The 15,128-nt window shown below is 70.3% G+C and carries 19 protein-coding genes and 1 pseudogene; 5 read left to right on the forward strand and 15 right to left on the reverse strand.

Going from position 1 to position 15,128, the window contains the following annotated elements; all coding sequences use genetic code 11:
* Window positions 1–25: 25 nt before the first annotated feature.
* Complete coding sequence (locus LV78_RS26975) at window positions 26–310, reverse strand: hypothetical protein (protein ID WP_253848449.1); 285 nt, start codon at window positions 308–310, stop codon at window positions 26–28.
* A gap of 76 nt (window positions 311–386) precedes the next feature.
* Window positions 387–722 (reverse strand): hypothetical protein, encoded by a 336-nt coding sequence (locus LV78_RS26980; RefSeq protein WP_253848450.1) that lies wholly within the window; start codon window positions 720–722, stop codon window positions 387–389.
* Window positions 723–992: 270 nt separating this feature from the next.
* On the opposite strand from LV78_RS26980, the gene LV78_RS26985 reads away from it, so the two are divergent.
* Window positions 993–1,142 carry a hypothetical protein gene (locus tag LV78_RS26985; RefSeq protein WP_253848451.1) on the forward strand — a complete coding sequence of 50 codons (150 nt, stop codon included), beginning with the start codon at window positions 993–995 and terminating at the stop codon, window positions 1,140–1,142.
* Between the two features lie 211 nt (window positions 1,143–1,353).
* Entirely contained in the window at window positions 1,354–1,569 is a 216-nt protein-coding gene (locus tag LV78_RS26990) for a hypothetical protein (protein WP_253848452.1), read from the forward strand.
* 422 nt (window positions 1,570–1,991) lie between these two features.
* Here the strand turns inward: LV78_RS26990 and LV78_RS26995 are convergent, their stop codons facing one another.
* From LV78_RS26995 to LV78_RS27020, 6 genes are all read right to left on the reverse strand, one after another.
* The gene (locus LV78_RS26995; RefSeq protein ID WP_253848453.1) at window positions 1,992–3,146 is read right to left on the reverse strand and encodes a hypothetical protein; all 1,155 of its coding nucleotides are present in this window, start codon (window positions 3,144–3,146) and stop codon (window positions 1,992–1,994) included.
* The gene (locus LV78_RS27000) at window positions 3,143–4,429 is read right to left on the reverse strand and encodes a hypothetical protein (protein WP_253848454.1); all 1,287 of its coding nucleotides are present in this window, start codon (window positions 4,427–4,429) and stop codon (window positions 3,143–3,145) included. The genes LV78_RS26995 and LV78_RS27000 overlap by 4 nt, the downstream gene beginning before the upstream one ends.
* A 139-nt stretch (window positions 4,430–4,568) precedes the next feature.
* Window positions 4,569–5,795, reverse strand: a complete 1,227-nt coding sequence (locus LV78_RS27005) for a hypothetical protein (protein ID WP_253848455.1) — start codon at window positions 5,793–5,795, stop codon at window positions 4,569–4,571.
* 206 nt (window positions 5,796–6,001) lie between these two features.
* The gene (locus LV78_RS27010; RefSeq protein WP_253848456.1) at window positions 6,002–6,454 is read right to left on the reverse strand and encodes an Imm1 family immunity protein; all 453 of its coding nucleotides are present in this window, start codon (window positions 6,452–6,454) and stop codon (window positions 6,002–6,004) included.
* Window positions 6,455–6,490: 36 nt separating this feature from the next.
* Window positions 6,491–7,345, reverse strand: coding sequence for a DddA-like double-stranded DNA deaminase toxin (locus LV78_RS41770; protein ID WP_253848457.1), 855 nt, complete (start codon window positions 7,343–7,345; stop codon window positions 6,491–6,493).
* 127 nt (window positions 7,346–7,472) lie between these two features.
* Window positions 7,473–8,420 carry a hypothetical protein gene (locus tag LV78_RS27020; RefSeq protein ID WP_253848458.1) on the reverse strand — a complete coding sequence of 316 codons (948 nt, stop codon included), beginning with the start codon at window positions 8,418–8,420 and terminating at the stop codon, window positions 7,473–7,475.
* Window positions 8,421–8,526: 106 nt separating this feature from the next.
* Here LV78_RS27020 and LV78_RS27025 point away from each other — a divergent pair, with 106 nt between their 5' ends.
* Together LV78_RS27025 and LV78_RS27030 are read left to right on the forward strand one after the other, a co-directional pair.
* Window positions 8,527–9,165: a hypothetical protein gene (locus LV78_RS27025; RefSeq protein WP_253848459.1), complete on the forward strand. Its 639-nt coding sequence runs from the start codon at window positions 8,527–8,529 to the stop codon at window positions 9,163–9,165.
* Between the two features lie 59 nt (window positions 9,166–9,224).
* Window positions 9,225–10,127: a hypothetical protein gene (locus tag LV78_RS27030; RefSeq protein WP_253848460.1), complete on the forward strand. Its 903-nt coding sequence runs from the start codon at window positions 9,225–9,227 to the stop codon at window positions 10,125–10,127.
* A 389-nt stretch (window positions 10,128–10,516) separates the two neighbouring features.
* Here the strand turns inward: LV78_RS27030 and LV78_RS27035 are convergent, their stop codons facing one another.
* The 4 genes and pseudogenes from LV78_RS27035 to LV78_RS27050 all read right to left on the reverse strand — a co-directional run.
* Entirely contained in the window at window positions 10,517–10,861 is a 345-nt protein-coding gene (locus LV78_RS27035; protein ID WP_253848461.1) for a hypothetical protein, read from the reverse strand.
* 243 nt (window positions 10,862–11,104) lie between these two features.
* Complete coding sequence (locus LV78_RS27040) at window positions 11,105–11,470, reverse strand: hypothetical protein (RefSeq protein ID WP_253848630.1); 366 nt, start codon at window positions 11,468–11,470, stop codon at window positions 11,105–11,107.
* Window positions 11,467–11,706, reverse strand: a complete 240-nt coding sequence (locus LV78_RS27045; protein WP_253848631.1) for a hypothetical protein — start codon at window positions 11,704–11,706, stop codon at window positions 11,467–11,469. Before LV78_RS27045 ends, LV78_RS27040 begins: the two co-directional genes overlap by 4 nt.
* Window positions 11,707–11,782: 76 nt before the next feature.
* A pseudogene (locus LV78_RS27050) lies at window positions 11,783–12,067 on the reverse strand (helix-turn-helix domain-containing protein); the annotation flags it as partial.
* 334 nt (window positions 12,068–12,401) lie between these two features.
* On the opposite strand from LV78_RS27050, the gene LV78_RS27055 reads away from it, so the two are divergent.
* Window positions 12,402–12,989, forward strand: coding sequence for a hypothetical protein (locus LV78_RS27055; protein WP_253848462.1), 588 nt, complete (start codon window positions 12,402–12,404; stop codon window positions 12,987–12,989).
* 148 nt (window positions 12,990–13,137) lie between these two features.
* On the opposite strand, the gene LV78_RS27060 is transcribed toward LV78_RS27055, so the two are convergent.
* The 3 genes from LV78_RS27060 to LV78_RS27070 form a co-directional block, all read right to left on the reverse strand.
* Window positions 13,138–13,413: a hypothetical protein gene (locus LV78_RS27060; protein ID WP_253848463.1), complete on the reverse strand. Its 276-nt coding sequence runs from the start codon at window positions 13,411–13,413 to the stop codon at window positions 13,138–13,140.
* Window positions 13,414–13,523: 110 nt separating this feature from the next.
* Window positions 13,524–14,396, reverse strand: a complete 873-nt coding sequence (locus LV78_RS27065; RefSeq protein WP_253848464.1) for a hypothetical protein — start codon at window positions 14,394–14,396, stop codon at window positions 13,524–13,526.
* Window positions 14,389–15,018, reverse strand: a complete 630-nt coding sequence (locus tag LV78_RS27070; RefSeq protein WP_253848465.1) for a hypothetical protein — start codon at window positions 15,016–15,018, stop codon at window positions 14,389–14,391. The genes LV78_RS27065 and LV78_RS27070 overlap by 8 nt, the downstream gene beginning before the upstream one ends.
* Between the last annotated feature and the right edge of the window lie 110 nt (window positions 15,019–15,128).

Here is a 15,128-nt window from a genome sequence, read left to right on the forward strand (position 1 = left end):
GGCACGGGCCCGGTGCGCGGGGTAGTCAGGCCCACTCTGCGCGCAGGACGGCCATCTGATCGACCGTGATGCCCAGGTGCGTGCAGTGGTCGAGCACGCGCTCCACGACCCGCGTCACGCCCCACCGCGGGGAGCGGCCCGCGACAAGGCACGTGGCGCACACGCTCGCGCAGAACACCCCCAGACTCGTGCCGAAGGTGGTGGCGCGCAACATCGAGGTGCGGCCGCAGCACTCGCAGCACTCGGCGTCCGGGCACAGGTCGTGCCGGTCCAGGCCGACGCACCCGCTCTCCTGGGTCCCCTCGTCCACCGCGCTTCCCCTCCTGGTCTTCCGGGTCGATCCGACGACGCCAGGCGCGGGGGCACCCACCGCTCAGCCCGCAACGCTATCGGGTACCGCGCCCGTCCTCCCCCGGTTCACCGCGACCGCACCCGATCGCGATCCGGGCCAGCTCCGCCGCGCACGCGGCCGCCTCGATCTGTCGGTGCGCCTGCGGCGCCCAATGCAACAGCGCCGCGTCCCACACCACCGCGGCCACCCGTACGGCCAGGCGGCCGCGCGGGCACGGCCCCACCGCGTACCGCGCTGCCAGCAGCACCAGCGCGCACCCCACCCAGGTCGCGTCCAGTCCCTCGCACCCGGCGTCGGCGATCATCCGCAGCGCCGCCAGGTAGAGCCCCCACCCGCCACCGCGAAGACCGTCACCGCCGCTGTAGATCATGCTCTGACAGTGCCGTGACCAGCCGTTTCCCAACCAGGTGGTTTGTCGGGGTCCGGCACGGATCAGGGGGCCGCCCGCGGCGGGCCGCGCTCGGAGGGGACCTCGCGGCGGAACTCGGACCCGTACCCGCCGATACCGGCGCCTCCGCCTCCGGGCACGCGCAGTGGGAGCAGTAGCGCAGATCGCGTCGAAACTGCACTCCTGCGGTCTCCCGGCACCGCCGACGCCGGTAGAACCGGGAGGCCCCCCACGTCCCGTTGGAGGACAACCGTGACCGTGTCGCAGGTCCGAGCCGGTCTGGAGCGGCTCAGGCCCGAGCGCCCGCCGCTGCCCGGCGGCGATCCCGGCACACGGGCCGAGCAGGTGGCGCTCGGGCTGCTGGCCGTGCGCGCCGACCAGGCGCTGCACCCCGTCCGGTAGCCGCTGCCCGCGCTGCCCGAACCGGAACCGGGACAGGAGCGGATGGACCGGGCCGGCGCGCTGGTGGTACTGGCCGGGCTGCCCGAACGGCTGCCCGCCGCGCAGCGGGCCGCGTGGGACGCCGACGATCACGCCACGGTGATCGCGCTGGCGCGCGGCACTACGCCCAGTCGGCGAGCACCTGCTGCCCGCGCGCTCGGCGTCGGAGTGGATGGGCCTGGACTCCGCCCGCGTGGCCGGGGACCTGGCCTACGAGGCGTACCTGACCTGGCGGATCGCCCACACCTGCCTGCACCAGCGGCGCTGGGCCGACGCGCAGGCCTGCTTCGTCGCGGCCGTCGCGCTTTCCGGCAGGGACCGCTGGTACCTGCACGAGCAGGCCGCGGGCCGCGCGCTGGCCCTGCGCGCCCAAGGCCAGCACGTCTAGGAGCTGCGCGCGCTGCACGAGGCCGCCGTCCACATCGACGGCGAGGACGACCACGAGTGGGCGCTGCACCACGGCAACCGTTCCCGCGCCCACGCCGCCCTGCGGGACTGGCCCGCGGCGCTGGAGGCCGCCCGCGAGGAGCTGGAGCGCCGGGAGCGGCTGCCGCACCCGCAGGGCCGCGGGTACGCGCTGCACAACCTCGCTGTCGCCCACCGCGGCCTCGGCGCCCTCACGCGGTCCGTCATCGCGTTCACGATGGCGATCGAGGTCTACGCCGACGCGGACGGCGCGGGCCGCGCCCACGCGGACGCGCTCGACGCCCTGGCCGCCACGTGCGCGGACTGGTCCGCCTCGCTCCAGGCCCGCTGAACCGCCGCCCCGACTCATGTAGTGGTCGAGGCGGCGGCCACGCCGAGGGGGTCCTAGACCGAGGGCACCGGTTGGAGCCCGTGCGCGGGCAGCCCCCACACCGACGTGCAGAACCGCTCGACCAGGTCGGCGGTGTCCTCCACGCTCTGACGGTCCCCGTCCCACACCCTGGTGATCCTGCCGGTGTCGCGGGTGCTGCCCAGCCGGGCGACGACCCGGAGGTCCAGGGCGCGCAGCACGTGCATCGCCAGGCCGCCGCGTTCCTGCAGCCGTTCGGTCAGGTCCATGAACGCCTCGGCCCATTCCGGCGGGCGCAGCATCTCGTGCTGGAGCCTGGGGATGCGGTGGGCGAGCCGGGCGACCCCGGCCGCGGTGTACTCCTCGTGTAGCTTCTCGACGAAGTCGTGGTTCATCGTGTCGATGGCCTCCAGCAGCCCGTGCAACTGGTCGGTGCTGGCCAGGCCCCCGTTGAGCTGGTCGACGGCGAACTTCCCGAACTCGACGGGCTCGTACTGCCCGCGCCAGTGGGTGATCTCCCAGGTGGTCAGGGCGGTGAGCGCGACGACCTCGCCGCAGGCCAGCACCAGCGCGGCGGGGTCGACCTCGGCGTGGTGCTCGCGCAGCAGACCGGTCAGGGTGTGCAACTGCCGGATGCGGGCGAACGTCGCGGTGGTCCAGAAGCTGCCGAACAGGAACTTCCCGGCGCGCTTGAGTGGTTCGCTGGAGCCCAGGTGCGACCGGGCCGCCTTGAGCGGCCCTTCGCCGAGGTCGGGGTCGGCGTGGCCGACCCACTCGTCGGGCCCGATGCCCAGGGCCTTCTCCGCCGCGTCGACCGCGGCCTCGTCGAGCAGGTTGACCTTGACACGTCGGGCCACCGGTCGTACCCGCTGGTCCAGCCGCGCCTTGGCCAGGGTGACCTCCTGCGCCCTGGTGTAGGCGCCCAGGCCGTGCATCCACAGGATGCGCTCGACCTCCTTGACCCTGCCGCTCTTGGCCTCGATCAGCTCGGTGCGACGCCGGGCCGTGGGGTCCAGGGCGGTGGCCACCACGTCCAGCTCGCCCAACTGGCCGCCCTGAGCCTGGGGGCCTTCGGGCCAGATGTCGATCGACCGGCGGACGAGGTACCCCTGGAAGAACCGCAGCCGGGCCAACCGGTACTCCCACAGCGCCCCGGTCTCGTTGGCCGCGCGCCCGCTCTTGCCGCTCATGCCACCCACAATCCGCTGCTGGTCCGCTGGCGGATGGCCGCCAGGTACTGATTCTCGTACAGGGGGTTGTAGTTGGGCGTCTCGGCCAGCTTCAGGCGCACCGCCTCGGGTGAGCGGTAGGACTTCTGCTCGATCTGGCGCACGCCCCCGGATGCGCCACCGCCCATCCAGCCCTTCTCCAGGGCGTCGCGGGCGGCCACGACGATGTCCTTCTTGACCAGCTTGAAGCGGTACCGGTCGCCGTAGGTGCGCTCCGTCTTCAGGATTCCGTACTTCTCCACCAGCACGTAGTCCCGCCCGATCGGCGTGACCCCGTTGCCCCCTGCCTCACCGGTGTTGATCAGCTTGGTCAGGAACGCCGCTGGCGAGTAGAGGTTCCAGTCGCTGTAGCGCACCCCGTACTGCATGGAGGCGACCATCAGCTTGACCTGGTCGGAGATGCCCGCCAGCTCGGGGTTGGCCTGGCCGAGGTTCAGACCGTGGAACTGGGGGGAGAACGCGAACGCCTTGCTCTGGCCGGTCGAGGTGTGCACGGAGATCGCGTCGAGCAACCCGATGGTGGCCGCCATCTTGACCAGGTGGGGCGGCGCCGCGGTGAGCCTTTCCAGGGGCAGGCCCTGCTCCTGGCCGACCTCCTCCATCAGGGCCAGCATGGAGTTGGTGTCGCGGTCGCCCAGCCCCGCCAGGGTCTGCTGCACGGCGTCGAGCTTGTGCGAGTAGAGGTACTCGTTGTAGAGCAGGGAGACGCCGAACTCGGGCACGTCCCTGCGGCGCGCCAGCCCGAAGGACACGGCCAGCGCGATAACCTCCACCACCTCGGCCTCGGCGAAGCCCATGGGGGTCAGGCGGTCGATGATCTGGCCGTCGTCCAGAGGCAGGCGGGAAAGCAGGTCCATCAGCGGCACGAGGGCCCGTTCGGCAGGCTCGGGGTAGCGCTGCTCGAATCGGCGGGCGGCGTACTCGTAGACCGCCTGCTCGGTGAAGATCCGCTCGACCACCGAGTCGATGCCCCCGTCCTCGCGCACGCTCGCATCCAGCAGCCCCGCCTCCTCCTGGGCGGCGAGAACGTCACGCCACTCGGGCCGGGGCAGGCCGCAGTCGCGGGCCAACTGCTCGACCCTGTTCCCAGGGACACGATCCTGACGGCGCAGGCGCAGCAGCAGGTCGATCTCCTGAGAGGTGCGCAGCGAGGCGTGGACGTAGGTCGCCTGACCATCCTGCTGGTACCTCGCGATGTGCTTGCCAATCGCGCTGAGCCAGCGCCCCCGCTTGTTTTCGTCCATGCCCACCCCTGAACTCGATCGTCGTTGACGCCGGAGTATCCCGAGCCACACCCCTTCATCGGTGATGAAGGCGACCGTGTTGCCGAAACCTGGAAGGACACCACGTCCGTGTCGCTGTCCAGGTGTCCGGTATGGACGCTCAGGCGTCGACGCCCAGCCGCAGCGCGGGCACGCCGCGCAGTTCCGCCAGCGCGTGGGTGGCCGCGGACAGCGGGTGGCCGCGCAGCTGCTCGAAGGGCTTCAGCCCCCCGCCGGGGGTGGCGATGTCGGCGGCCCGTTCCAGGCGGCGCATCCCCGCCTCCCAGCCCAGCGGGTCGGGCGCGAACCGGTCCGGCACCTCGGTGAGCAGGTGGTCCCTGACGGCGGTGCCGGCCTGCCACAGCGCCGCGCAGGCGTGGCCGAGGGTAGTGCGCTCCAGCACCGGGGAGAGGGCGGCCCGGATGCGCAGCCCCAGCCCGTCTGGCCACGGGGCGGGCAGCAGCGCATGGGCGTAGTCCAGGCACTCGTGCTCCAGCAGTTCCCGCATCGCCTCGCGGAAGGCTGGTGTGCCGTCGGCCTCGCGCAAGCGCGCGGTCAGCAGCCGCGCGGTGGTGGCCGCGGCATCGGCCAGGTCTCGACCGAAGGGCGCGTAGTGCTCGGCGAGCATCACGTCGTACACCTCCGGCCGTCCGCCCGCTCCTGGTGCGTGGAATGCCTTGAGGCTGCTGTCGGGGTGCACGCGCAGCAGCCCGTCCCGGCGCGCGAGGGACAGCCACAGCGGGGCCAGGGCGCTCGGCGCGACTGGCATCGGCCAGCCCGCGGCGGGCAGCAGCCGGGAGGGCAGCGGGGTGCTGTGGCGCAGCATCCCCAGCACCAGCAGCTCGTACCGGATGTCCGCCGCGGGTATCGGCGCGTCGGGGGTGAACGTCAACGGGTAGTGACGGTGCAGCAGCGCGCGGTTCGGGTCCGCCGGGGGTGCCGCCGCGGTGGGTCCGGCGAGGTCGGGCAGGCGCTCCCGCACCCGCCGCACCAACTGCCCGAAGCGGGGGGCGCAGTCGCGACAGGTGACCGGGGTCCCGAGGACCGCCCGCTGGTAGGCCGTCCGGCTGGTGAGCACCAGAGGCCCGCTGCACTCGGCGCACCGGTGCTGCGGCGGGGCGGTGGCGCGGACGGCCAGCCCGGCGACGTGCTCGGGCTTGCCGGGGACCGGCAGGGCCAGCTCGCGTGCCCGGTGCAGCCACCGCACGCCCTCCAGCAGGCTCACCCCGCTTACCCGCCAGTAGGCGCGGCCGAACTCCGCTATCGGTCCCGGAACGTCCTCGTCCACGACGACGACCGGCTGCAAGCGGTGCTCCACCACGGCGGCAGGGGACTGGGCGAACGACATGGGCGCTCCAGGGAGATCGCGGGCGCCGCTTCAACCGGTCGGCACCTCGGACGAGGTGAGATCACACCCCATCGGGGCCCGGCCGCCAACCGGACACGCCCACACCACCCCGATCAGGCCCCTCGGGATGCGCTGTTGCGGGCATTCACCGACGACCAAGCGGAAGCCAGGAACCCGCACTTCCATCCGCTGCCGACCCGGAATGGTCAGACGACCTCGGCCTGCTGCCAGCCCAGGCAGGACGGGCGCTCGCCATCGGTCAGGAACTCCCGCACCGCCCGTTCGACCTGCTCCACGGGCAGCAGGCTGGAGGGTCGGTAGCCTGCGCCGCCGTGCGGGTCGTAGACCAGGGGGGGCGCGCCGGGTTCCGGCGGGGTGGCGGCCAAGCTGTCCCAGGCCCCACCGTCGGACCGGTAGTCGTGGAAGGACACCGCGCCCACCCCCAGGGTGGGGTCGACGGAGACGACCAGGCGGGTGCTCGGGTCCGAGTGGCGGTCCACGGGCTGCTCGGCGAGGTAGAGCTGGGCGCCCCGGTGCGGGAGGCCCTCGCGCACGAGGTCGTCGACGAGCGCGTCGACCTGGTGCGGGGTGCGGGCGTAGTGCCAGCGGTTGTCCAGCAGCGCCGAGACCACGGTGGCCACCGCGTGATGCGTCGTCATGTCCCGGTTCCTTCCCGGTCGTGTTCCGGCTGCCGGTCAGGGGGTGGCGGCGCCGTCGATGACCACCGGCGTGGTGTTGCCGCGCTCCCACACGACCAGCGTCGACCCTAGCGGCAGCAGGGCCCGCACGGCGCGCCAACAGCCGTCGGGCCCGTCGCACAGTTCGTTATTTATTAACAAAACGCCGTAGGTCAGGCCGGTCTCGGCCATCAGCGTGGCCGCTTTGACCTCCACGTGGTCGACGACCCTGGTGCGGGTGGCGGTCTGCGGCGGCCACGGGTAGTGCCCGGTGGTGCGCAGCACCAGGTCGGCGCGCTCCATCCGGTCGCGTTCGGCCCGCTCCTCCGCCGTCTCGGCCGCGCGTCGCGCCGCGCGCTGTCGCGGGGTGGGGGCGGGCAGGCGGAAGCCGCCGCTGGTCAGGTAGAGCCCGTCGCCGCCGGTGGTGTGCAGCAGCCCGGTGGTGGCCCCGGCACCGCCGGGCCGGTCGGCGAGCAGCGCCTGCTGACGCGCGGCCCACCGCGGGTCGCGGCCGCGCGCCATGAGGTCGGCGGGGAGGGTGGTCGGGTGGGGCGGGGCTGGCGCGGCCGCAGGGGCGCCGGGCGTGGTCGGGCCGGTGCCGATGGGTGTGCGTTCGCGCTCGATGATCGCGGCGAGGGCCGCGCTCAGCGCGCCGCAGTTGGCGAGCGTGGCGGCGAATGCCTCCTCCAGCGCCGGGTGCAGGCCCTCCAGCAGCGCTGTGGCCTCGGGATCGACGCTGCCGTCCAGGGCGTGCCGCAGCAGTTCGGCTGCTTCCTCCCACCACTGCGTCGCCCTGTGCAGGTGGGCTCCGAGCTCGACTAGGTCCACCAGGACCTGGTCGAGTTCGGCGTGGACGTTCCCGATCGAGACCACCGGCGCCGCGTCCCCCTTGCTCGTCGTTGCCGTTCCGAGGTGCAGCCTGCCTGGCTCAACGACGCAAGGTCTGCCACCCTGGGTTGCCACGACGGGGTGACAGAAATGCCCAGCACATCAGGACTGGTTACCCGCGATCGAGCTGCATCGTCCAGGTCTTGCGGCGGTGGTCGGAGTCGAATGGCCGGTCGTCGGGCGGGATCTCCACACGCACCGAGCCGGGCACTACCCCACCGCGCCAGGCCGTGTTGTGCAGCGCCCAGTCGATCAGCAACGGACCGCCTTTGTCTATGCCGATGTTGACGGTGGCTCGGAGCGCGGCTTCGGCGTGCGAGCCGGTGACGCCGGCGGCTTCCTCGGCGGCGTAGAAACCCGCTTCCGACTCCTCTCGGTAGCCGTCGCAGCCACCGCGCCAGGCACCGATCAAGCAGTCCAGGGCATCGGTGTGCGCCTGCCACCGGCCGTCGACGAATTTTCCCTTGTGGTGACGGTGTCTGACGCCCTCGGCGTACCAGTCCCGCTGGGGCAGGTGGGGGCCGGACGCGGTCTCGTTGTTGTCCCCCACCAGCATCCGCGGCGTCGCGGAGGTCCCGGCACCCGAGAGGTACCGGGCACGCTCCAACCGGGCCGAGCCGGACCAGAACGGCCAGTGGTCGAGCATGATCTCGAAATCCGTGCCACGCTGGCCGTACACGTGCAGGCGTGCGAGGTTGCGCTTGTCCAGCGGCACCGACTCGTGGGTGTCGCCCCAATAGTCCAGGACCAGCTCGGTCGCGTCGTAGAACAGCACCGGCCCGAACGGCCCGATGCTCAGAGAGCCAGCCAGGCCGACATAGCGACGCCCCAGGGTGGTGCTCAGCACCTCGGCTGCGTGGTTGAGCGCGTGCCGCCCATGGGTGTGGTACTCCTTCGCCTCATTGAGCGCGATCAGGTGCGGAGGCTGATCCGCGGCGGTGGTGAACAGTCGGCGCAGACGGCTGAAGTCGTACCAACGGGCCTGGCACGCATCGCCGTCATCAGCTCCCCTGACCAGCGCCCCGTTTTCGAGATTTATCAGTGCGCAATACAAATCCACGAGCTGCCCCTTGCCTGTACGGCCTTGTGGCGACGACTATCCAACAGGTCCCAGGAAAGTCTGGGGTATTTCCGATCCGGAGGGCTCGATGATAAGCGCGCTGGAAATGCGCACAGACCAGGTCCGCGACGCCGCCTACTGCCTGCACACGCCCAGCGGGGTGGTAGTGACCTGGGCCGGGGAAACGTCCACGACCGGCTGGTACGCCAGCCTGGAGGCGGTCGACGCCCTGCACGGGCAAGCCGGTGCCACTCAGGCGCGTACCGGCCGGCACCACCTCACCGACATCGCGGGCACGGGCGAGGCCGCCCCTAGGCTTGGGCAGGCGCGTCTGCTGCTGCGTCGTGGGCTGCCCGCGCTGCGGGCCGCGACCGCTGCGGCCACCACGGTCCTGGCAGCGGGAACCGCCGAGATGTTCGCACTACGACGCGCAGAGGACGTGTCGGGCCTGTCGGGTACCGGGCAGGTCGCCGTCGGGATACTACTGCCCGAAGGCCGGGTGCTGCTGACCTGGCGCTCCCCGCTGCCGACCCTGGTCGCCTACGACGGGGCGGAGGCCGTGGACGTCCTGCACGGCCACAACGGCCGCACCCGGCGGGTTCCACTCGACCTGGACGGCCTGGAGAGCGCAGTGGGGTTGCTGAGCGAACGGCTGGCCCCGGCATCGGCGACGGTCGTCGATGCCTTGCCCCTGCTCGACGACGCCGTCACGGACGTGCGCGCCAGCCACGTTTCGCAACAGTAAGCGCCGCTGGTCGTGCGGGTCGTGCCCGACGACGCGGCGTGTTCCCTAGGCTCACCGGCATGCGACCTGGCGGCACGCCGTTTATGACCCTGATGATGTCCGCGTTCCGGCAACCGACGCAGGTACCGATCGCCTACGGCGTGGAGACCGGGTACGGAGTGGTGCTCACCTGGGGAAAACAGGACAAGCCGCAAGGGCAGGCCTACTACCCCAACCGGGATGCCGTCACCGCGATGTACGACGGCATGATCATCCCCGTGGAGGGGGTTCCCGGCGACCAGCGCGTTTTCGATCTGGTCGACTCCAGACACCTCGGCCTCCTGTACGGGCGCGAGCTGGCTGGCAGCCTGATGTGCTCGGTGACCACCCCACAGGACACCCGACTCAGAAGGGATGCCTCCGCTGCTCTCTCCTGTGCCCTGCCGAGCCTGCACCTGACTGCGGACGAAGCCCGCCAGGCCATGAAAGAGAACACAGGGCGCGTCTTCCCGCTCGTGGAGCCCACCGGGCTGCTCAGGGCCTGCGTCCTCGAGGTGCCCAGTGGGGCTGTGTTGTTGTCCTATACCGAGGTGCCGGGCGCGTTGTTCGCTTTCAACGACCTAGAGCAAATGGTGGAGCGCCACCACGGCTACCTGCAGGTCACCAACGAGGGTGAGACCGCAGACCTACGCGACTGGATGGACGAGCGCCTGCTGCCGCTGCTCGATCCCGAACGGCCGCTTCCGCCGCTGCGCGCCGCCGTCCGTGAGGCCGCCTACAGCATGGGAGAGGACCTGGACGAGGTGTTGTCCAGCGCCGGGCGGGAGCTGCCGATCGCGCGGGAACGCCTACGGCAACAGCAGGAGGCGGTTGACAGCGCCGACCACGAGGACGCACGCGGCATTGCCCAGCTGGGTGTCTTCGTCGCGCAGCACAGGGTGCGAGTGTTCGAGGCCGCGCAACCGCGTCGTCCCCGCGACTAGTCAGCATTTCCGGGGGCGCTCGAAGGTTGGCTGTCGACATCGTGACCAGTGCGCTCCGAGCGGCAGCCTGCTACCTCGTCGAGAGGGAGGTTCGACACCGTCATGGGTATCGGTGGACAGGGATTGAGGCGGTATGCGAGGCCGTGCCAATGCCTGCGGGGTCAGTCGATTCTGTTGCGCGGACAGACCCGATGTGCCCTGTTCCTCCGCTGTGCAAACACTGGGCTGTGCCATCATCGGGTTCTGCGCCATCGCCTGAGCGACGGCCCCCAGGAGGTGCCGGCTGTGTGCCCGTATGCGTGGTCGCACGCGCAGTGCCGCAGTGATCGCCCGTCACGTCGGCAAGCACGACCGACCGGGTAGCCAGCCCGGCGGGCGCGGCGATGTGGTCACTTCGTCGTTGGCGGCCTCCGATTCCAGAGCCGGTACTGCACAATGCGGCCAACCAAAATCGTGTGGGGAACGGTGAACATCACCGTGAAATGCATAGCGGTCGCCTGATCCACCATGTTGTCGTCGTACCCGAACGCCAGGAAGGTCATCGTGAAGGTAGGCAGCACTGGGACCACGGTGAACCGCAGAGGCATCCTGACTCGGCCGTGCTCCGTGTGCCATTGCCACAACCAGCCGGCTCGCACCCCCAATCCGGACAGTTGGGCAGGCACGGCCAGCGCGGCGCACATGCCTTGGGTAGTCCAAGGCCCGCCCGCGGCGAGAACCTGTTGGGGCAGCACCCCCAGGAAAATGGCCTCAAGGAGGAGGACTATGACCAGTAACCCCAGGATTTCCCATCCGCTGGGAAGGGCTTCAGTCCGAAGGTCGCAGGGGTCGCTCACATCCGCCTTGTCGACCTGCGCCCGCTGGGACTGAAGCTGACCGCCCCGGACGGGTGAGGGTTTACATGCAGAAGAATGGTTTCGGGTGGTCTAGGCGATCCCGCCTGCGTGCTTTCCTGTCTGGTGCAGGGTCTCTCGGTCTTACGTCTTCGAGTTCGTCAGATGTTTTCCCAGGTAACCCACATAGATCTTGGTGCGCGTGGGCGCGGTGTCGTCGGGCAGGTGAAGGCGTGGATGCGCTCCCCGGTCGCCGATGCGCACGTGTTCCAGCGTCAACGCCACCTTCTGCGCGTCAACCTCTCCGGGGGCTGGGAACAGGCGCCCGGTGCGCCAGGTGGGGTTGTCGAGCACGGTGCGGGACTCGGTGGGGGCGTGGATCGTGCGGGGGTAGCAGCGCCCCGGCCACCGTTCGGGTCGGTCGAGGTAGGTGTGGAGGTTCACCGGCGCCTGCTCGTCGGCGGCGGACTTGAGCCCGGCGTGGTCGTACAGCGCCACCAGCACGGTCAAGGCACGTCTGAGCCACGGTGACGGCGCTGCCAGCGTGGCGGTGCCCTCCTCCAGCAGGGGGACAGCCATACCCGGTCGGCCAGCCGCTCGCGCCCCTCGCGCAGCAGGTCCCGCCAGGTGGTGAACACCGGCTCGGGCTCCGGGCCCTGCGACGGAGTGGCGGTGTCGCCACACTCGTGCGCCCGCGCGGTCAGGCAGTCGATCCGGTGCAGCACGGCGTCGAGTTCGGCGTTCAAGGCGGCGATGTGAGCGTGGGCGGCGTCGCGTTCGACCTCCGCCTGCTCGGCGCGCTCCCGTAAGAGCAGGCGTTCCTCGCAAGGCCGTGACCTCTGAAGGGCGGAGATCCCCGGCCAGGGCGGCGAGCAGGTCCACCGCTCCACGGACGCAGCGCCAGGCGGTGCTGCGGGAGACGCCGAACCCGACAGAGAGACGGGCACAGGTGTCGCCATTGCACAGATGGGCGAGCACGAGCAGCGCTTGGCGACCGGGGTCCAGGCGACGCAACCGGGACCGGCGCCGTGCCTGCTCCGCGGATGAGATCGGCCAGGCGGACAAGGTGTGGTTGGACAGTGCAATCGCGGCAGGGCGGGACAGCACGACGAGGCTCCCGGTCGGGGCATTGGATCTTCCTCGACTGCTGTTCTACCAGGAGCCTCGCCCGCCGCGTTCCCACCACTCTGCCTGCGCCGTGAACTGTGACAGTGACGATGAAATGACTCAATCATTCCAAAAAATCCACTGCAAATAAAATTCCTCAGATTCGATCAAAAAAGCAAATCGCCCTCGCAGGCGCACCGAAGATAAAAGGCGCCCTTCGGAAGCCGCAAGAGGGTGATTATTTTTGGGGTCCAACCGCGCCCCCGTGACACGATGTGATGATCTTACCCCTGGACGTTCAATCGGTCGAGAAGTTTGAGCTAGGCTAAGAACCATGCCTGAGAGTGTGAATACCACTGCGGTTGACCTCTCTTCCCGATTGAAGCTGGTCATAAACGATAAGTTGGAACTCATGGCAGATCGGAAAGAGTTTGAGTCGATCGAGTATGCCAAACTTTCCGAGCGTGCGCGAAATGATGCCGCGTCGCACCGACGCCTGAAGGAGCGCATTCTCAAGCTTTCACCCGAAAGTCTTGAAGATGCTTTCAAGGTATTTGTCCAACTCGTTGACGATGCTGTCCGGGAAGGAGGCTCTTCAGCTCCGCCTCCAGTGACTCCCGAGCCGCCCAGGAAGGTCGAAAAAAAGACCGAATTTTCCGATGAAGCACATTTGCACACTGAGACGGCGGTTGAAAAAGGACTTTTTCGGGACGAGCTTCTCGCCTTGCTGCGCGAACATCCGGAACGCCTTTGGCGGAGGCAGGAATTGATGGCGGCGCTTGATGTTCCGATGAATCGAGTGCGCAAAGCCTTGGCGATTCTATTGCGCAAAGGGCAAATCGAAAAGCCCAGTTCGGGTCATTATTGCATGAAAATGAATCGACCTGCACGCGGCGAAAAAGCGGGCATTCATCGGCAGTGATTTTCGTGGGCCGCGACTGCATTTCGCGTCGCGTCTCCGCTGGAATGCTTCCGTACTCACGCCCACCAATGAGGGGTGAGTGACCCGGAGCGGTTCCGGTCGAGATGAAACGCCGTTGTCGATCCGGCGTGGCGGACGTCGGGCGATGTTATCGGAACAGGTGCACGCGCTCTCCCGAGCAGTATCTGCGGGCGACGACGAACAGAGGAAGGTGGAACTGGTCCAGGCTCAGGTGGCTGGGGGCCGGGCCCGTCCTGGCCAGGACGGGCTTGCTGTAGGCCAGCGTCTGGCCGTCGCGGGCGGCGTAGCGCGCGGGCACGCTGTCGACGGTCCCGTGCGCGAGTGCGGTCGCGTCGTCCAGGGCGAGTTCGACCAGGCCGCTGACCTCGGCGTAGTCGGGCCGCTCGAAGCTGTGGTCGATCAAGGGCGCGGGCGCTCTCCCCACGAGGACGCGGCGGTGCAGCGTGGGCCTGCGTTGTCGGGCGTGGGCTGTCGCAGCGGCGAGGGACATGTGGGCGACGGGGTGGGGCGGTGTCAGCCGGGGTGTCGTCTCTGCTCGCAGCGGCGGGTCAACTCGTCGTGTTCCTCCTGCCGTGGACCGGGCTCATCGGGGCGGGGCCCAAGGGCCAGCACGGGGTCGGTGACCGAGTGGGCCAGGCGGTGGACCACCACCTGCACGGCCAGCTCCAACCAGGCAGGCAGATCGTGCTCGGGGGCGGCCGGTCCGAGCGCGCGGTCGAACCACACCGGCAGCACCTGCTCCTCGCCCAGGATCTGCCCGAGACGGGTGCGGACCCGCGCCGCCAGCTCGGCCAGCGCCGTGACCGCCTTCTTGTGCACCGGCAGGGCCTGGCGGTGCCGCCGGATGGCGGCCTGGCCCTGCTCGGCGGCGGCGCGTGCGTCCCGCTCGGCCTCGGGCAGCAGCCGCTGCTGTTCGGTCAAGGCGGTGTTCGCTCGGGCCCGTCGCGTGTGCAGTGCCTGCCAGGCCGGGTCGTCGTCGGGGGCGGCCTTGGCGGCGTCGCGGGCGAGGTCGACGACCCGTCCCAGCAGAAGGCGGTGTTCGGCGCGCACGGCCTCGGGGAGCGCGCGGCGGCGCGCCAAATCCTGGGTGAGCGTCTCGGTGAGCAGGTCCTCGCGCACCCGCTGGCCTGCCAGGACGGTGCGGGCCAGCGTGGTGACAGCGGCGGGCCAGTGGTCCAGGTCGGCGGAGGGCACGGAGCCGGTGGCCTTGAGGCGGCGTTCGAGCAGGTTCAACCGGGCGCGCAAGGCGACGACCTGCGCACCGAGCGCGTCGCGTTCCCCGGCTGCGCCGTCGAGGCGCTCGACGATCTCGGACAGGTGGTAGCCACCGAGCTGACTGCGCAACTCCTCCACGTCCTCGGCCAGGTCGGACCACCGCTCAACCACGACGTCCCCCTCGAACAGCCCGGTCCTCCCGGACTGCGGCGAGCCTGGGCAGCACCGTGGTCAGGCCGGTGGCGTCACCGGTCAGCACGATGGCGCACGCCAGCAGCATCACGACCAACGGCAACGCCCACCCGTTCCACAGCAGCGCGGCGAGCAGCGGTACCAGCGTGGTGGCGACCACGATCGCCGCCCGCAGCCGCTCCACGGGGCCGGTGCCCGGCGTGGGCGGGGACTGGGGGTCCGGGACGGGCACCACGGCCAGCCAGGTGCCCGCCAGCGCGGTCAAGGCCAGCGGGAGCAGCACCACTTGGGGCGGCAGGGCACCGATCCCGTCGAACACGCCCAGCGGCACCAGCAGTCCCGACAGCAGGGACGTGCCCGCCGCGGCGGCGGCCACCGCGCGGGTGCGCGGGAGGTAGTGCTTGTTCTCGGCGACGCGCAGCCGCACGGGCAGCTCCCTCCTGCGGGCTTCCAGCTCGTCCCAGGCATCGGAGAGCTCGGCCAGCAACACCGACGCCCGCTCCTCCTCCCCGTCCTCGACGGCGGCCTGCAGTCGGTCGGCCAACTCGGCCAGGCGCCGCTGCCCGGCGGTGAACTCGTCGAGCGGGTTCGGTGCGCTCATCGTCCTCGCCTCGTCCGCGCCTGCCATATGCCCCCCTTGGCGGTCACCCTGTGTGTTAAGACTGTAGCCAAAAGTGCACAACGGGAAAGGGTGCGGCCTGAGCCGGCGTC

The sequence above is a fragment of the Actinosynnema pretiosum genome (genome assembly GCF_024171695.1).
Taxonomy (GTDB): Bacteria; Actinomycetota; Actinomycetes; order Mycobacteriales; family Pseudonocardiaceae; genus Actinosynnema; species Actinosynnema pretiosum.